The organism is Mycobacterium sp. PSTR-4-N (assembly GCF_022348085.1).
GTDB lineage: Bacteria > Actinomycetota > Actinomycetes > Mycobacteriales > Mycobacteriaceae > Mycobacterium.
In genome coordinates, this window is record NZ_JAKRFN010000004.1 from 253049 (window position 1) to 269340 (window position 16292).

Here is a 16292-nt window from a genome sequence, read left to right on the forward strand (position 1 = left end):
GGTGTCCACACGCCGCGTCGTCGACCTCAGTCATCCGATCCGCGCCGGCCTGATCACCTATCCGGGACTGCCCGCCCCTGTGATCAGTCCGTATCTGACGCGCGAACAATCCCGTGAGAAGTACGCGCCCGGAACGGAATTCGCGATGGACCTCATCACGATGATCGGCAACACGGGTACCTACCTCGATTCACCGTTCCACCGCTACGGCGACGGCGCCGACCTGGCCGGTCTGGACCTCTCGACGCTCGTCGGGATCCCCGCCGAAGTGGTTCACCTCGATCCCGACCACGCTCGGGCGATCACCGTCGACGATCTCGCCGACCGGGACGTCCGGGGTGCGGCCGTGCTGCTGCACACGGGCTGGGATCGTCACTTCGCAACGCCGGCCTACGGGGTGGGGGCGCCGTTCCTGAACGAGGAAGGGGCGCAACACCTCATCGACAGCGGCGCGGTGCTGGTCGGCATCGACTCGGTCAACATCGACGACACCGAGTCGGGCGGCAGTCGTCCGGCCCACACGATGCTGCTCGGGGCCGGAGTGCACGTCGTGGAGCACCTCACGAACCTGGGGGCGCTGCCGCAGCGCGGTGCCCGGTTCACGGCGGCCCCGCCGGCGATCGTGGGGTTCGGCACGTTTCCCGTGCGGGCGTTCGCCGAACTGCCCGGGGATTGACGACTCAGGGCTGGCTGAAGCCGTAGTCGAACAGGTCGATCGCCTGTCCGTAGAGGTCACCGCTGCCGTACATCTGGACGACCACCAACCGCCGGGAGCCGCGTTGGGCCGCACCGACGTAGGTCTTGCGGGCGAGATTGGTGAAGCCGGTCTTGCCGGCGATGTCGCCGGGATAGCGGCTCAGCAGTTCGTTCTGGTTGTGCAGGGTCTTGCCGGGAAAGGGCGCCGTCGGCGATCGCATGATGGTCGCGATGAGCGGGTACGTCAGCGCCGCACGCAGGATCACCGCGAGATCGTGCGGCGTGGTGATCGACTCCCAGCCCGGCCCGTCGAGGCCCGACGGGGACGACGCCCGGGTGCTGCGCGCACCGACGAGCGCGGCCTTACGGTTCATCGCTGCCACCGCTGCCTGCTGCCCGCCGAGCATGTCGGCGAGCATGTTCGCCGCGTCGTTGCCCGAGACCATCAGTAGTCCGGAGAGCAACTGGGTCGTGGTGTACGCCTGCCCGGGTTCGATTCCGACGCAGGAACATTCGACGTCGTCATGCGACGAGTTGGCCCGCGCGAAGTTGTCCGGCCGCAAGTGATCGAGCACCACCATCGCCAGCAGGACCTTGATGGTGCTGGCGGGTGCGTAGCGGCCGTACGGATCGCGACTGGCCAGCACCCGGCCGGTGTCCAGATCGGCGACCAGCCAGGCCTGCGCCGGCCCCTGTGGAAGTGCCTGTGCTGCAGCGGGTTCGGCGCCGGGTTGAGCAACGGCTTGCGGCGCCGCGACGACCGTCACCGCGACCATCGTCGTACTGACGGCGTACACCAACCCCGCGAATCCACGCCGCACGTGGAGCGACGCTACCCATGGGAGGACTCGGTCAGATCACCGTCGGGTAGCGATTTCGCGCCGTAGCGACGCTCGAGACTGCGGGGAGATCGCATACCGGCGCCGACATGCGATCTCCCCGCAGTCTCGGCGCGAGTGGCGCCGCTAGAGCGTGGCGATACCGGCGTTCGGCCCCAGCGCGAAACCCCAATCGAGGAGCGCAGCCGCCTGATCCCAGTAGGTCGGCCCGCCTTCCCTGACCAGACCGTGCATCAGCGCCACGACCAGATGGCGGCCGCCACGCTCGGCGCCGCCGACGAACGTCTTCTGCGCGAGATCGGTGTAGCCGGTCTTGCCGCCGAACGTGCCCGGGTAGCGGTGCAGCAGCTCGTCCTGATTGACCAGCACGACATCCCCGGTGCCCGTCGGGAAGACGGCCGTGGGCTGGGAGGTGAGCTGGGCGAACACCGGGTTGGCCATCGCGGCGCGGAAGATCACGGCGAGGTCGTGGGGCGTGGACCAGATGTCGATCCCGGGGCCGTCGATGCCCGACGGTGAACCGGCGGTGGTGCCGCGCGCGCCGATGCTGACCGCCTTCGCGGTCATCTTGGCCGTGGCGACGTCGCGACCGCCCAGCATGGTCGCCAACGTGTTGGCCGCGTCGTTGCCCGACACCAGCAGCAGCGCCTCGAGCAGCTGACGGGTGGTGTAGGTCATGCCCGGTGTCACGCCCGCGCAGTTGCATTCGACCGCGGTGTCGGGCTCATTGGCCACGACTGTCGCGTCGAGAGGCAGTTCATCGAGCACGGTGAGCGCCAGCAGCACTTTGATCGTGCTCGCCGGCGCGAACCGGGTGTTCTCCTCGCGGCCCGCCAGCACTGCGCCGGTGTCCATGTCGGCGACGATCCACGCTTCGGCCGGGCCGACCGGGATCGGGACACTGCCGGCGGGCTGGCTCACCCCGGCAACCGGAGTCGCGACGGCGTGGGGAGCCGTCACGCTGCCGACCAGAATCACCGCCAGGCATGTGAGAAGCCTCATCATGGCGGCCGAGCCTAACGGGATGTCGCGATCGTGTTCAATCGAGGAATGTTGAGCCTCGAGGAGATCTCCGATCGGCTGGAGATCCAACAGTTGCTGATCGACTATTCGACTGCGATCGACCAGAAGCGCTTCGATGACCTCGACGCGGTGTTCACCCCGGACGCGTACATCGACTACAGCGTCGCCGGCGGCATCGAGGGTCGGTTCCCCGAGGTCAAGGCGTGGTTGAAGGAGGTGCTGCCGAACTTCCCGATCTACTACCACATGCTGGGCAACGTCGACATCCGCATCTCGGGCGACACCGCGACATCGCGCGCGATCTGTTTCAACCCGATGGTCATGGGCGGCGATTCCGGTCAGGTCTACTTTGTGGGGATCTGGTACGTCGACGAATTCATCCGCACCGAGCAGGGGTGGCGGATGAGCAAGCGGGTCGAGGAGAAGTGCTTCGACAAGCTCCTGTGACGATTTCTGTTCCCGCCCAGCGCTCTGGCACAATGGGCGGCTGTCTGTCCGGGACTCAGGCCCCGCGGCAGTCACACACGTGAGGCAAAACCGGATCGGGCAGTCCGCCCGCATCGCCGAATTGCAGCGTGGCAAACCACAGGAGTAGTTCTTCATGGCTGTCAAGATCAAGCTGACCCGTCTGGGCAAGATCCGCAATCCGCAGTACCGCATCATCGTCGCCGACGCGCGCACCCGCCGTGATGGTCGCGCCATCGAGGTGATCGGCCGGTACCACCCCAAGGAAGACCCGAGCCTCATCGAGGTCGATACCGAGCGCGCCCAGTACTGGCTGGGTGTGGGCGCTCAGCCCACCGAGCCCGTGCTCGCGCTGCTCAAGATCACCGGTGACTGGCAGAAGTTCAAGGGTCTGCCCGGCGCCGAGGGCACGCTGAAGGTCAAGGAGCCCAAGCCGTCCAAGCTGGACCTGTTCAACGCCGCACTGTCCGAGGCCGACGGCGCCCCGTCCACCGAGGCCACCACGCCCAAGAAGAAGAAGGCTCCGGCCGCCAAGAAGGAAGCCTCCGACGTCGAGGCGACCGCTGATCCGTCCGGATCGGCGGACAAGTCCGAGGCCGCGGCCGAGGGCGAGGACGCCACCGTCGCCGGCGCCACTGAAAGCTGAGCGACACCGTGAGTTCAGTCGTGGTCGACGCGGTCGAGCACTTGGTGCGCGGGATCGTCGACAATCCCGATGATGTTCGCGTCGACATGGTGACCAACCGCCGGGGTCGCACCGTCGAGGTGCACGTGCACCCCGACGACCTGGGCAAGGTCATCGGGCGGGGCGGGCGTACCGCGACCGCGCTGCGTACCCTGGTGGCCGGTATCGGTGGCCGCGGTATCCGCGTCGACGTGGTGGACACCGACCAGTAGATGGACCTCGTGGTCGGGCGTGTGGTCAAGGCGCACGGCGTGACCGGCGAGCTCGCCGTCGACGTCCGCACCGACGACCCGGAGGGCCGATTCGTCGCCGGCGCCACCCTGCGCGGCCGTGCGCCGCGCGGGGGAGCCGAGCGTGAGTACCGGATCGAGTCGGTGCGTAGCCACGGCGATCGGCTCCTCATTCGCGTCGACGGCGTGGCCGACCGCGACGCCGCCGACGCGTTGCGCGGCACGCTGTTCCTCGTCGACGCATCCACCTTGCCCCCGATCGAGGACCCGGACGAGTACTACGATCATCAGCTCGAAGGGCTCACCGTCTCGACCGTCGGTGGCACCGTCGTCGGCAGGGTCGCAGAGGTGTTGCACACTGCCGCAGGCGAATTGCTGGCGGTGACGCGCGACGACGGAGCCGAGGTGCTCGTACCGTTCGTGTCCGCGATCGTGATCTCGGTGTCGCTGTCCGAGCAATCCGTGGTGATCGACCCGCCCGAGGGTCTGCTCGACCTGAGCTGAGGGGCACCGGCATGCGCATCGATGTGGTCTCGATCTTTCCGCAGTTCCTCGAGCCGCTGCGGCAGTCGCTGCCCGGACGGGCGATCGACGCCGGCATCGTCGACGTGGCGGTGCACGATCTGCGGCGGTGGACCCACGACGTCCACCGCTCCGTCGACGACGCCCCCTACGGTGGCGGGCCCGGCATGGTGATGCGGGCCCCCGTGTGGGGCGAGGCGCTCGACGAGATCTGTTCTGCCGACACCCTTCTCGTGGTGCCGAGCCCGGCCGGTCGGCTGTTCACCCAGAAGGTGGCGCAGCGCTGGAGCGCCGAGAAGCATCTGGTCTTCGCCTGCGGCCGCTACGAGGGCATCGATCAGCGGGTCATGGACGACGCGGCCCGGCGCATGCGGGTCGAGGAAGTGTCCATCGGCGACTACGTGCTGCCGGGCGGCGAATCCGCGACCGTGGTCATGATCGAGGCCGTGCTGCGGCTACTGCCCGAGGTTCTCGGCAATCCGGAGTCGCACCGCGACGATTCGCATTCCGAGTCGGTTGGCGGGCTCCTCGAGGGCCCGAGCTACACCCGGCCCGCGGTGTGGCGCGATCTCGAGGTACCGGAGGTGTTGCGGTCGGGTGATCACGCCCGCATCGCCGCGTGGCGGCGCGAGCAGGGCCTCGAGCGCACGCGGGAACGGCGCCCCGACCTGCTGCAGTGACGGTCGTCTAGATCCTGCCGCCGGGAAACATCGTCTTGACGGCCTGGGTGATGTCCTGGCGCGCGGCTGCCTCGCTCGTTGGATCGAGTGAACTGATCGCCATCACGTACCGGCGGTCGGCGCCGATCACCCCTGTGGACACATGGAGCTGATTGCCGCCGTTCCAGCAGCAGAACCAGCCCTGCTTGACGGCGACCGGCTCGGCGTAGAGGCCCTCGGGGATGCCGAAGCGCTGCGGATATCCATCCGTGCCGGTCGGGGTGGACTTCGCCAGGTTTCCCATGATGATGTCGGCCTGCTCGGGCGGCAACCCGCCACTGCCGTCGAGCAGCTTGGCGTAGTAGCGAACGAGGTCGTTCGCCGTACTCTGCGTCACGTCCCAATGCCCGTTGTACGGCGCTGTGGTGCCGGTCAATCCGTAGCGGGCCACCACCCGCCCGATGATCGCGTTGCCGCCGCTGCGATCCCAGAAGTTCTGCGCGGCGCTGTCATCGGAGGAGCGCAGCATGATGTCGAGCTGCTGCCGGTCGCTCGGCGACAGGGTGGTCTTGCCCTCGGCCACCTGCAGAAGCAGATCGTCGGCGATGAACAGCTTCACCACCGAGGCGATCGGGAAGCGTTGGTCGCCACGGTCGGACACCACCTGCCCCGTGGTGCGGTCCATCACCACGGCCGTCATGGCGGCGCCGGTGGCGGACGCGGCATCATCGGTGGCCCGCTGCATGCGGGCGTCGAGATCGACCAGCCCGGCCGACGGCTGCGCCGGGGGAGCGGCGGGCAACGGCACCGAGTTGCTCTGCGGCGCCACCGCAGACTGCTGGGTGCGTTGGGGTGGGGGCGACTGCGCCTGGCATCCGGCGGCGACTAGCACGGCGGCACACAGCACGGGGGCCGTCACGCGGCGCCGGGACCAGCTCTGCATATCTCTCCTCGGGGTCGTCATATCCGGCCGTCCGGAAACATCGTCCGGACCGCGTCGGTGATGGTCTTGCGGGCGGTCGCTGCATCGGTGGACTGCATCGAACCGATCGCCATCACGTAGCGGCGGTCGGGACCGATCACACCGGTGGACAGGTGCATCCAGTCGGAGTTGACGCAACACATCCATCCCTGCTTGACCGCAACGGGGTCGCCGGGCAGGCCCTCCGGAATGCCGAACCGCTGGGGGTACACCCCGCCGGGCACCATGCCGTCGGGGGCGGTCGGCGTCGACGCAGCGAGGTTGGACAGGATGACGCTGGCCTGCTCACCAGGCAGCCCCCCTCTGCCTGCCAGCAGCTTGTCGTAGTAGCGCACCAGGTCTACCACCGTGCTCGTCGTGTTGAACCACCTGCCGTTGGTGGGCGGGCGGGTGGCGGTCAGTCCGTAACGGCCGACCACGCGATCGATGATCGCGCTGCCACCGCTGCGGTTCCAGAACACCTCGGCTGCGCTGTCGTCAGACGAGCGCAGCATCACGTCGAGCATCTCGCGGTCATCGTCGGAGAGCGCCGTCTGGCCCCTGGCCACTTGAAGAAGGAGATCGTCGGCGATGAACAGCTTGACCACCGAGGCGATCGCGATCGGCCGGTCATTGCCGTTGGTCACGAGTTCACCGGTGTTGCGATCCAACACGGCTGCGGTGATGTCGGCACCCTCGACGGCGGCGGTGGCGGTCGCCTGGCGCTCGCGGTCGGCGAGCCCGCGGAAAGCGGCCGGCGGTTGATCGACGGGCTGCTGGGGGAGCGCCGCGGCCGTCCCCACCGGGGCGATCACCGTCAGCTGCGGACCGTCCGGACGCGCCTGCGAGCCGAACACCTCGGCCTGGCAGGCGCCGAGGGCCACAGCCACCACACCCATGCTGGCTGCGGTCTTGGCCAGCCGCCACGGCCGCCGTCGCATCGCTCGTCCTCCCGGATGTGGGCCTGCCCTGATGCTGTGAACGGGCCAGCGTTCGGCGCGCCCGTACCATTCAGCGTAACGGCTGTGTACCCGCTGGGCATTGCTCGGTAAGCCCGCCGCCAACCCGGCGTCATCACCGTGTCAGTATCGGCCGCCGCCCGACGGACCCACCCGTGCACCAGCCGCGACGCCGATTTCAGAGATCGCGGCTCCGTCTGGCATGATTGGGCAGTTGTCTGTGCACGGCCGGCACACCGTCGCCGCGCTGCACGACAGGCCCCAGACGCCCGAACCACCAGGCTCTGCGCGCGTCATCGCGACGCCGCCAGCAGCCGCCGACACCGAGGAAGTGTGACCGATGAACACGCTGGATTTCGTCGACCAGACGTCGCTGCGCGACGACGTCCCGGATTTCGGTCCCGGTGACACGATCAACGTCCACGTCAAGGTCATCGAGGGCTCCAAGGAACGCATCCAGGTCTTCAAGGGTGTCGTGATCCGCCGCCAGGGCGGCGGGATCCGCGAGACCTTCACCGTCCGCAAGGAGAGCTACGGCGTGGGCGTGGAGCGCACCTTCCCGGTGCACTCGCCCAACATCGACCACATCGACGTCGTCACCCGCGGTGACGTGCGTCGGGCCAAGCTGTACTACCTGCGTGAGCTGCGCGGCAAGAAGGCCAAGATCAAGGAGAAGCGCTGACAGCGCTTCGCCCGCCCGTGCTCGGCGCGGTGTCGAGCCGGCTCCTGGCTACGCTGATCTCGTGACCGGACCCAGGGACACCCCCGAAACCGACGACACGTCCGCCGACGAGGCGATCGACCAGTCGGAGGCCGCCGGGGACCATCCGGAGGACAAGCCGGAGAAGAAGAAGCGCGGAGCGCTGCGCGAAGCAGCCATCCTGATCACCGTTGCGGTGGTGCTCTACTACGTCATGCTGACGTTCATCGCGCGGCCCTACCTGATTCCCTCGGAATCGATGGAGCCTACGCTGCACGGCTGCAACGGGTGTGTCGGCGACCGCATCATGGTCGACAAGCTCACCTACCGGTTCTCCCAACCGGAACCCGGTGACGTCATCGTGTTCAAGGGGCCGCCCAACTGGAGCATCGGCTACAAGTCGATCCGATCCGAGAACCCGGCCATCCGCACCGTGCAGAATGCGCTCTCGTTCATCGGCTTCGTCCCGCCGGACGAAAACGACCTCGTCAAGCGCGTCATCGCGGTCGGCGGTCAGACCGTCGAATGCCGGGTGACGACCGGGCTGACGGTCGACGGCAAGAAGCTCGACGAGCCGTACCTCGATCCGAACACCATGAACGCCGACCCGGCGGTGTACCCGTGCCTGGGCAACGAATTCGGTCCGGTGACGGTGCCCGACGGGCGACTGTGGGTGATGGGCGACAACCGCACCCACTCGGCGGACTCGCGCGCACACTGCTCGAACGAGCCGGCCGACGTGCAGCGCGGCATCCTGTGCACCGGCGACCCGGTGGCGGGAACGATCCCCGTCGACAACGTGATCGGCAAGGCCCGTTTCATCGCCTGGCCGCCGTCGCGGTGGGGCGGTGTGAACTCGGTGGATCCGCAGAGTTAGCGGGAGGCTCGACAGTGCCGGCGTGGCCTCCGAGGATGGTGATCCGCAGGTCGTCTGGTCTGCGCACCCTCGAATCGGCGCTCTACCGGGCCGGACTCGGTCCGGTGGCCGGCGTCGACGAGGTGGGCCGGGGCGCCTGTGCGGGCCCATTGGTGGTGGCGGCCTGCGTGCTCGGACCCAACAGGTTGGAGAGCCTCGCCGCACTCGACGATTCCAAGAAGCTCGGCGAGGCCGAGCGCGAGCGGCTGTTCCCGGTGATCAAGCGGTATGCGCTGGCCTACCACGTGGTCTTCATACCCTCGGTGGAGGTCGACCGCCGCGGTGTGCACGTGGCGAACATCGAGGGAATGCGACGGGCGGTCGCCGGCCTGCCGGTGCGCCCGGGCTACGTGTTGAGCGACGGTTTCCGCGTGCCCGGACTGCCGACGCCCTCCCTGCCGGTGATCGGCGGAGACGCCGCGGCGGCCTGCATCGCCGCCGCCAGTGTGTTGGCCAAGGTCAGTCGCGATCGGCTGATGGTCGCGATGGACGATGAACTTCCCGGCTACGGTTTCGCCGAGCACAAGGGGTACAGCACACGGGCGCACGGCGCCGCGCTGGCCCGGCTGGGGCCCTCGGCCCAACACCGCTATTCGTTCATCAATGTGCGACGGCTCGTATCGGGGGAACCCGAGGGGCAGGTCGACGATGACGGCCGAGACGATTTTGACAGGATGAGTTCACTGGGTTCAGTGGACTCGGAGTTGTACGACCTACGCGAAGGACAGCTGAGCCGATGAGTGCCGAGGATCTCGAGAAGTACGAAACCGAGATGGAGCTCTCGCTCTACCGGGAGTACAAGGACATCGTCGGGCAGTTCAGCTATGTCGTGGAGACGGAGCGGCGGTTCTACCTGGCCAACAGTGTGGAGATGGTGCCCCGCAACGCCGACGGCGAGGTGTACTTCGAACTGCGGCTCGGGGATGCCTGGGTGTGGGACATGTACCGGCCCGCCCGGTTCGTCAAACAGGTCCGCGTCATCACGTTCAAGGACGTCAACATCGAAGAGGTCGACAAGCCCGAGCTGCGGCTGCCGGAGTAGGCGTGGAAGTGGGGCAGGACGCAGGGGGCCGAACAGGCACGACGTCGTCAGTGCCCGAGCCGGGCGAGGACCCGTTCTACGACCCGCCGCCGGGCCTCGCCGACGTGCCACCGGGCACGGTCGTGCGGTCGCGCCGCGTGCAGCTGGCGTTCTTCGGCCGAATCCGCCGTGGCGCAGCGACCCAGCTGATGTACCGCAGCACCGACGCCCACGGCCGGCCCGAGGCCGCGGTGACCACGGTCGTGGTGCCGAAGGGACGGGACCCTCAGAACTGCCCGCTGCTGTCCTATCAGTGCGCCATCGACGCCGTCGCCGCGCGCTGCTTCCCGTCGTATGCGCTGCGCCTCGGTTCGCGGCTGGTCGGGGCGTCGGTGCAGGCCGAATTCCTGTTCGTCGCCGCGGCACTCGCGCGCGGGTGGGCGGTCTCCATCCCCGACCACGAGGGGCTGGCGGGCATGTGGGGTGCTCCGTACGAGGCGGGCTTCCGCGTGCTCGACGGGCTGCGTGCCGCTGTCTCACACGAGGCACTCGGCTTGTCGTCGGACGCCCGTATGGCGATGTGGGGATATTCGGGCGGAGGGCTCGCCACCGGGTGGGCCGCCGAGGCGGCTGCGGACTACGCGCCTGAACTCGACATCGCCGGCGCCGTGCTGGGCTCGCCCGTCGTCGATCCGGAAAACGTTGCGCGACGGTTGAATTCGACCACCTGGGCAGGCCTGGCCGCGTTGATGATCGCCTCCCTGGTCCATGTGTTCCCGGAGGCGCGCGCGGTGGTCGACACGCACGCGACCGACGAAGGCAAGGCGTTGCTGCGCGAGATCGAGGAGATGTCGACCGGCTCGGCGATCCGGCGGCTGCGCAACAAGGACATCTCCGACTACGTCGACCTCAGCTTCGACGAACTGTTCGCCCTGCCCGAACTGCGGTACATCTTCGACATGACCAGGCTCGGCCAGGCGATCCCGAGCATGCCGGTCCTGGTGATCCAGGGTGTGCACGACCGCATCGTCGATGTCGGCGACGTCGACGGTCTGGTGCGCCGCTACACCGAGGGCGGTGCGACGGTGCGCTATCACCGCGACCCGCTGGCCGAGCACCTACTTCTGTACCCGTTCGCGGTGCCGATGAGCCTGCGGTGGTTGGGCAATCGGCTGGACAAGGAGCACCGGGGCGGTCGCAGCACCTGGCCCGCGGTCCTCGATACCGGCACCTACCGCGATCTGGCCGGCGCGCTGCCGCGACTGCGGCGTCGACGCCACGGCTGAGCGTTCTCCCGGCCCGTGCCCGGACACGCCGCGCGCCTGACAGACTGGGGGCATGCGCACCGCACCGCAGTGCTGGCTGACCGACATGGACGGCGTTCTGGTCCGTGAGGAACACGCGCTCCCCGGGGCCGCGGAATTCCTGCAGACCCTCGCCGACCGCGAGCGGCCCTTCCTGGTTCTCACCAACAATTCGATCTTCACCCCGCGAGATCTTGCGGCGCGGTTGGCCCGCTCCGGTCTCACCGTGCCCGAGTCCGCGATCTGGACATCGGCGCTGGCGACCGCCACGTTCCTGGCCGACCAACTGCCCGGCGGCTCGGCATACGTCATCGGAGAGGCCGGCCTGACCACCGCGCTGCACGAAGCCGGCTACACGATGACCGACGTCGAGCCCGACTTCGTGGTGCTGGGCGAGACCCGCACGTATTCCTTCGAGGCGATCACCAAGGCGGTGCGGCTGATCCTCGGCGGCGCCCGCTTCATCGCGACCAACCCCGACGTCAGCGGCCCGTCGGCCGAAGGGCCGCTGCCGGCCACCGGCTCGGTGGCCGCGATGATCACCAAGGCGACCGGCCGGGAGCCCTACTTCGTCGGCAAACCCAACCCGATGATGTTCCGCAGCGCGCTCAACCAGATCGAGGCCCACTCGGAGAACACGGTGATGGTGGGGGACCGGATGGACACCGACGTCGTCGCCGGCATCGAGGCGGGACTGGAGACGATCCTGGTGCTCACCGGCTCGACGACGATCGAGGACGTCGAACGCTACCCCTTCCGCCCCAGCCGGGTACTGCCCTCGATCGCGGAGGCGATCGAGCTGATCTGAGCCCTCCCTACACTTGGCGCCGTGACTGTGACTGTGGACCCGACACGGCCGTTGGCCGGGGTGCGGATCGTCGAGATCTCCAGCTTCGTCGCGGTACCGCTGGCGGGGATGACGCTCGCGCAGCTGGGCGCCGATGTGGTCCGCGTCGACCCGATCGGCGGCGCCGCCGACTACCACCGCTGGCCGCTGACCGACGCCGGCGAGAGCATCTACTGGGCCGGCCTGAACAAGGGCAAGCGGTCGCTGGCCGTCGACATGCGATCGCAGGACGGGCGCGACGTCGTGACCCGGCTGATCACCGACAGCGGGGTGTTCCTCACCAACGTCACCGGCCGGGATTGGCACGCCTACGAGACGTTGCGTGCACGACGACCCGACCTGATCCAGGTCGAGGTGTCCGGCCGTGCCGACGGCGGCACCGCGGTCGACTACACGGTCAACGCCGGTATCGGCTTTCCGCTCGCGACCGGCGCGCCGGAGTCCGCGGCCCCGGTCAACCACGTGCTGCCGGCCTGGGACGTCAGCTGCGGGCTCTACGCCGCGCTGGCAGTGGTGACCGCGCTGCGTCACCGCGACAGCACCGGTGCCGGACAACACGTCTCGATCCCGCTGGAGAACGTCGCGCTGGCCACGGCGAGCAACCTGAGCCTGCTCACCGAGGCCATGGTCTGCGGCACGTCGAGGGCGCGGATCGGCAACGCCGTCTACGGCACCTACGGGCAGGACTTCACCGGCAGCGACGGCTCCGTGTTCATGGTGGTGGCGTTGACCAACCGGCACTTCCGCGACCTGACCGCACTCACCGGAACCGCCGATGACGTTGCTGCGCTTGCAGATTCGCTGGGTGCCGACTTCACCGACGAGGGCGAGCGCTACGCGCACCGGGACGCGCTGAGCGCACTGTTCGCCGGCTGGTTCGCCCGTCACACCGGGGAGGAGATCACGGCTGCACTGGACGACACGTCGGTGCTGTGGGAGCGCTACCGCACGTTCGCCGAGGCTGCGGACCGCGTCGCCGACAACCCGCTGTTCACCGTGCTGCAGCAACCTCGGATCGGCCGGTACGCCGCGACGGGCGTGCCGATGGCGATCGACGGGACGTATCCGCCGCCGGCCGTCGCGCCGGCGCTCGGTGACGACACCGCGACCGTGCTCGGTGACTGGCTGGGATTCGACGCAAGGCGCATCGACGCCCTGCGCGCGGCGGGAGCCGTCGCGTGAGCCGGCTGCTGGAGCTGCTCGATGTCACCGCCCTCGACGACGACCGATGGCGCGGGCCGGCGAGCGGGCCGGACGGCAAGCGTTCCTACGGCGGTCAGCTGGTCGCGCAGAGTCTCGCCGCGGCGGCGCGCACCGTGGAGATCGCGAAGGCCCCGACCGCGCTGCACCTTCAGTTCCTGCGAGGCGGGGACGCCGGAGCCGCCGTCGACTACCGGGTGCAGCGGGTGTTCGACGGCCGCACGGCGGCGTCCCGCCGCGTGGATGCGACCCAGGACGGGCGGCTGCTGACGACGGCGACGGTGTCCTTCGCGGCGGGGCTGCCCGGCCCCGAACACGGCACCGCGGATGTCGGTGCCGACCCGGAAACGTTGCCGCGCACCGGTCCTGCCGGCCCGGCACCGTCGATGCCGCTCGACGAACTCGACCTGCGGATCGTCGACACCGGTGCCGGCGACGAATTCGTCCGGCGACTGTGGTGGCGCGCCGATGTGGACCTCGGCGACGATCCGCTGCTGCACACGCTGGTCGCGGCCTACGTCACCGACGTCTATCTGATCGACCCGGCGCTGCAGGTCCACGGCCACTCGATGCGCTCACGCACGCACCGCAGCGGCACCACCGATTCGTCGATGTGGTTTCACCGCGAGCTGCGGGCCGACGACTGGAATCTGCTCGAATGTCGCTCGCCGGCGGCCGCCCGGGGCCGGGGCGTCGTCACGGCGTCACTCATACGACGTGACGGCGTGATCGCCGCCACGCTGACCCAAGAGGGCCTCATCGCAGAGCGGGAGCCCGCGCCGGATTCCGCGTCGTGACGCGACGGTCCCGCATCCGCTGCCGCACCTGGGTGATCACCGCGGTCAGTGCGATGCCGATGACGATGGAGGCGATCACGCCGTAGAGCTTGTGGGTGCCGAACAGCGGATACACCTGGAAATGCGTGAGATAGATGTAGAGCGACGCTTCAGCGATCACACCCGCCGCGGCGGCCACCACGGCGGGGCACCGCACCGCCGGCAGCCAGATCAACAGCACCAACCCCGTCGTGACCAGGGTCTCTCGCACGGTGTTGCCGAAATAGCCGTGTACGCCGACGACCAACACCACCGTCACCGCGAGTCGCTGAAGGCCGGTGCTCGCCTTCGCCGCCGCCCAACCGATGGCGAAGAACCAGAACGCGAGCATCGTGAACCACGCATCGTGGCCCAGGCCGAAGCCCGGCAGGTCATAGCGCAGCGCCACACCGCCAGCGAGGAACACTGCCGCGAACGCGAACGGGAACCTCCGTTCCGCCCGATCGGCCACGGGTGACCACAACAGCAGGGCCAGCGCCACCAACGTCCACACCAGCACTTCGACGAACCACAGCCGCCCCGCCGTCATGCTGTCGTGCGGGCCGAGGAACTTGTTGGCCAGCAACAGGTTCGATGCGTGATAGTCGTCGGTCAGCACCAGTGCGACGGCGATCCACGCCACGGCGGGCACAGCGATCCATCCGATCGTGGCGCCGAGGTGGCGGACGCGCACCTCGCGGGGCAGCGGGGTCAGGCAGAACCGGGCGAAGTTGTATCCGGCGATGCCGAGCAGGATGTGCGCGCCACCCCACATCTCGAACAGCTCGGCATGCGACGCGACAACTAGGATGATCGCCAGCGCACGCAACGCCACACTGGTTTCGATCGTGCTGCCCCAGGATCGCCACCAGCGGGGCCGCGGCGCGGGCCGGTGCCGGAGTTCGCGGATCGGCACCCGTGGCCAGTCGGCTGGCAGGTGGCCGAGTATCCGCTCCAGCCGCACCGACATCGTCACGTAGGTCAGGGAATTGCCGCCGAGGTCGACGAACGTGGCGTCGTCGGCAATGTGAGCGGGGTCCAGGTGCAACACGTCGGCGAACACGCCCGTCATGTCGTCGTCGGTCTGCGCGCGGGGCGCGACGAGGGTGCGCGCCGTCGGGTAGTCGGGCTTACCGGAGGGCAGCAGCGGCAATTCGGGCACGGCGACGGCGTCGACCGCGCCCACCGGCACGGCGGCCGTGTCGGCGACCAGTCTGCGCACGTCGGCCGGATCGTGGGTGCCCTCTGCGACGACCACGAGCCGCTCATCGGCATCGGTGCACAGGGCGGTCACGCCACGTTCGGCCAGCGTCCGCTCGAGCCGCTGCAGGTCGACGCGGAGCCCGTACATCTTCGCAAATCGGCTTGTCCGCCCGACGATCTCGAAGAGCCCGGGCCCGCTGCGGCGGGCCACGTCTCCGGTGCGCAGCTCCTGCAGTGAGGGGCCTTCGGCCAGATCCTCGATCCGCTCGGCGTATCCCATCATCACGTTCGGTCCGCGGAAGGTGAGTTCGCCGGCCTCGTCGTCGGGCCAGCCGTCGAGCGGTTCCAGGCTCAGGGAGCCGCCCGGGATGGGGACCCCGATGGCGTGCGGATACGTCTGCGCCAGATGCGGTGGCAGGTAGGCCATTCGAGCGGTGGCTTCGGTCGCGCCGTACATGACGAACAGCTCCCAGCCGCGGCGCTGTCCGAGCGCGGCGTAGCGTCGCACGCGCTCGGGCGGCATCGGTCCGCCGGCCTGCGTCAGGTAGCGCAGATGCGGCAGTTCCCTGTCGGCGAAGCCGGCCCGGTCGAGAAGTTCGAACGTGTAGGGCACGCCGGCGAAGGTGGTGCCGCGGTGCCGCACGAACAGGTCCCAGAACGGTTGTTCGGACACCGACAGCTCGGTGAGGATGAGTGCCGCTCCGACGAGCAGATGGCTGTGCACCACCGAGAGTCCGTAGCAGTACGACATCGGCAGCGTCGTCGCAGCGCGGTCGGTGTCGACGATGCCGAGATAGTCGGCGATGGCGTGGGCGTTGGACACGACGTTGGTGTGGGAGAGCCGCACGAGTTTCGGGGAGCCGGTGCTGCCCGAGGTCGACATCAGCAGCATCAGATCCGGGTGCAACGCATGTCCGCCGGTGTCGCGGAGATGGACGCCGGTCCGGTCGATCACGACATCGGGCCGGTAGGTGGCGGTCAGCGCGGTGGTGTCGCCGCCGGCCGGCACGGGCAGCACGACATGGCCGGCGGCCAGCGCCGCCAGATAGTGCGTCAGCGTCTCGATGTCGTTGGCGACCTCGAGCAGGACGAGAGCGCGGAGTCGCGGCAGCGTCAGTGCGCACGATTCGACGCGATCCGCGAGGTGTCCGTAGGTCAGTTCCGTTGTCTCGGTGAGGATGGCCGTGCGGTCCGCGAACCGGCGCAGGTGGTCGATCAGCGGCCGCATAAGGGCGACCTTACCTGGG

Annotated in this window: 19 protein-coding genes; 14 read left to right on the plus strand and 5 right to left on the minus strand. The window is 68.8% G+C overall.

The window, feature by feature from the left end:
* Position 1: 1 nt before the first annotated feature.
* Complete coding sequence (locus tag MHN84_RS08025) at positions 2-676, plus strand: cyclase family protein (RefSeq protein WP_241204097.1); 675 nt, start codon at positions 2-4, stop codon at positions 674-676.
* Between the two features lie 4 nt (positions 677-680).
* Here MHN84_RS08025 and MHN84_RS08030 read toward each other — a convergent pair whose 3' ends face one another.
* Positions 681-1517, minus strand: coding sequence for a D-alanyl-D-alanine carboxypeptidase family protein (locus tag MHN84_RS08030; RefSeq protein WP_241204098.1), 837 nt, complete (start codon positions 1515-1517; stop codon positions 681-683).
* A 144-nt stretch (positions 1518-1661) separates the two neighbouring features.
* Complete coding sequence (locus MHN84_RS08035; RefSeq protein ID WP_241204099.1) at positions 1662-2540, minus strand: D-alanyl-D-alanine carboxypeptidase family protein; 879 nt, start codon at positions 2538-2540, stop codon at positions 1662-1664.
* Positions 2541-2585: 45 nt separating this feature from the next.
* On the opposite strand from MHN84_RS08035, the gene MHN84_RS08040 reads away from it, so the two are divergent.
* The 5 genes from MHN84_RS08040 (at position 2586) to trmD (ending at position 5140) form a co-directional block, all read left to right on the plus strand.
* Positions 2586-3005 carry a nuclear transport factor 2 family protein gene (locus MHN84_RS08040; RefSeq protein WP_241204100.1) on the plus strand — a complete coding sequence of 140 codons (420 nt, stop codon included), beginning with the start codon at positions 2586-2588 and terminating at the stop codon, positions 3003-3005.
* Positions 3006-3159: 154 nt separating this feature from the next.
* On the plus strand, positions 3160-3669 hold the full coding sequence (gene rpsP / locus MHN84_RS08045; protein ID WP_241204101.1) for a 30S ribosomal protein S16: 510 nt from the start codon (positions 3160-3162) through the stop codon (positions 3667-3669).
* An 8-nt stretch (positions 3670-3677) separates the two neighbouring features.
* Positions 3678-3920 (plus strand): RNA-binding protein, encoded by a 243-nt coding sequence (locus tag MHN84_RS08050; RefSeq protein WP_003928628.1) that lies wholly within the window; start codon positions 3678-3680, stop codon positions 3918-3920.
* The gene (gene rimM / locus MHN84_RS08055; protein ID WP_241204102.1) at positions 3921-4442 is read left to right on the plus strand and encodes a ribosome maturation factor RimM; all 522 of its coding nucleotides are present in this window, start codon (positions 3921-3923) and stop codon (positions 4440-4442) included. It abuts the gene before it with no gap.
* 11 nt (positions 4443-4453) lie between these two features.
* A complete protein-coding gene (gene trmD / locus MHN84_RS08060) occupies positions 4454-5140 on the plus strand; it encodes a tRNA (guanosine(37)-N1)-methyltransferase TrmD (RefSeq protein ID WP_241204103.1) in 687 nt (228 codons plus the stop codon).
* Positions 5141-5147: 7 nt separating this feature from the next.
* Here trmD and MHN84_RS08065 read toward each other — a convergent pair whose 3' ends face one another.
* Together MHN84_RS08065 and MHN84_RS08070 are read right to left on the minus strand one after the other, a co-directional pair.
* A complete protein-coding gene (locus MHN84_RS08065) occupies positions 5148-6062 on the minus strand; it encodes a class A beta-lactamase-related serine hydrolase (protein WP_241204104.1) in 915 nt (304 codons plus the stop codon).
* A 17-nt stretch (positions 6063-6079) separates the two neighbouring features.
* Positions 6080-7021 carry a hypothetical protein gene (locus MHN84_RS08070; protein WP_241204105.1) on the minus strand — a complete coding sequence of 314 codons (942 nt, stop codon included), beginning with the start codon at positions 7019-7021 and terminating at the stop codon, positions 6080-6082.
* Between the two features lie 358 nt (positions 7022-7379).
* Between MHN84_RS08070 and rplS the strand changes: the two genes are divergently transcribed.
* From rplS to MHN84_RS08110, 8 genes are all read left to right on the plus strand, one after another.
* Positions 7380-7721: a 50S ribosomal protein L19 gene (rplS, locus tag MHN84_RS08075; RefSeq protein ID WP_143819229.1), complete on the plus strand. Its 342-nt coding sequence runs from the start codon at positions 7380-7382 to the stop codon at positions 7719-7721.
* Between the two features lie 115 nt (positions 7722-7836).
* Positions 7837-8616 carry a signal peptidase I gene (gene lepB / locus MHN84_RS08080; protein WP_241204216.1) on the plus strand — a complete coding sequence of 260 codons (780 nt, stop codon included), beginning with the start codon at positions 7837-7839 and terminating at the stop codon, positions 8614-8616.
* Positions 8617-8651: 35 nt separating this feature from the next.
* Positions 8652-9395 (plus strand): ribonuclease HII, encoded by a 744-nt coding sequence (locus tag MHN84_RS08085; protein WP_241204106.1) that lies wholly within the window; start codon positions 8652-8654, stop codon positions 9393-9395.
* Positions 9392-9697, plus strand: coding sequence for a DUF2469 domain-containing protein (locus MHN84_RS08090; RefSeq protein ID WP_043407609.1), 306 nt, complete (start codon positions 9392-9394; stop codon positions 9695-9697). Before MHN84_RS08085 ends, MHN84_RS08090 begins: the two co-directional genes overlap by 4 nt.
* A 50-nt stretch (positions 9698-9747) precedes the next feature.
* Positions 9748-10962 carry a lipase family protein gene (locus MHN84_RS08095; protein ID WP_241204107.1) on the plus strand — a complete coding sequence of 405 codons (1215 nt, stop codon included), beginning with the start codon at positions 9748-9750 and terminating at the stop codon, positions 10960-10962.
* A 52-nt stretch (positions 10963-11014) separates the two neighbouring features.
* Positions 11015-11788: an HAD-IIA family hydrolase gene (locus MHN84_RS08100; RefSeq protein WP_241204108.1), complete on the plus strand. Its 774-nt coding sequence runs from the start codon at positions 11015-11017 to the stop codon at positions 11786-11788.
* Between the two features lie 27 nt (positions 11789-11815).
* On the plus strand, positions 11816-13009 hold the full coding sequence (locus MHN84_RS08105) for a CoA transferase (protein WP_241204217.1): 1194 nt from the start codon (positions 11816-11818) through the stop codon (positions 13007-13009).
* Positions 13006-13824: an acyl-CoA thioesterase II gene (locus MHN84_RS08110; protein WP_241204109.1), complete on the plus strand. Its 819-nt coding sequence runs from the start codon at positions 13006-13008 to the stop codon at positions 13822-13824. Before MHN84_RS08105 ends, MHN84_RS08110 begins: the two co-directional genes overlap by 4 nt.
* Here the strand turns inward: MHN84_RS08110 and MHN84_RS08115 are convergent.
* Entirely contained in the window at positions 13784-16273 is a 2490-nt protein-coding gene (locus MHN84_RS08115) for an AMP-binding protein (RefSeq protein WP_241204110.1), read from the minus strand. The two genes, MHN84_RS08110 and MHN84_RS08115, sit on opposite strands and share 41 nt — an antisense overlap.
* Positions 16274-16292: the final 19 nt, after the last annotated feature.

Bases quoted from the DNA above. Each gene is read 5' to 3' on its own strand.
- MHN84_RS08035 (WP_241204099.1), bottom strand. From the start codon at position 2,540: ATGATGAGGCTTCTCACATGCCTGGCGGTGATTCTGGTCGGCAGCGTG.
- MHN84_RS08040 (WP_241204100.1), top strand. From the start codon at position 2,586: ATGTTGAGCCTCGAGGAGATCTCCGATCGGCTGGAGATCCAACAGTTG.
- rpsP (WP_241204101.1), top strand. From the start codon at position 3,160: ATGGCTGTCAAGATCAAGCTGACCCGTCTGGGCAAGATCCGCAATCCG.
- rimM (WP_241204102.1), top strand. From the start codon at position 3,921: ATGGACCTCGTGGTCGGGCGTGTGGTCAAGGCGCACGGCGTGACCGGC.
- trmD (WP_241204103.1), top strand. From the start codon at position 4,454: ATGCGCATCGATGTGGTCTCGATCTTTCCGCAGTTCCTCGAGCCGCTG.
- MHN84_RS08065 (WP_241204104.1), bottom strand. From the start codon at position 6,062: ATGCAGAGCTGGTCCCGGCGCCGCGTGACGGCCCCCGTGCTGTGTGCC.
- MHN84_RS08070 (WP_241204105.1), bottom strand. From the start codon at position 7,021: ATGCGACGGCGGCCGTGGCGGCTGGCCAAGACCGCAGCCAGCATGGGT.
- rplS (WP_143819229.1), top strand. From the start codon at position 7,380: ATGAACACGCTGGATTTCGTCGACCAGACGTCGCTGCGCGACGACGTC.
- MHN84_RS08085 (WP_241204106.1), top strand. From the start codon at position 8,652: ATGGTGATCCGCAGGTCGTCTGGTCTGCGCACCCTCGAATCGGCGCTC.
- MHN84_RS08090 (WP_043407609.1), top strand. From the start codon at position 9,392: ATGAGTGCCGAGGATCTCGAGAAGTACGAAACCGAGATGGAGCTCTCG.
- MHN84_RS08100 (WP_241204108.1), top strand. From the start codon at position 11,015: ATGCGCACCGCACCGCAGTGCTGGCTGACCGACATGGACGGCGTTCTG.
- MHN84_RS08115 (WP_241204110.1), bottom strand. From the start codon at position 16,273: ATGCGGCCGCTGATCGACCACCTGCGCCGGTTCGCGGACCGCACGGCC.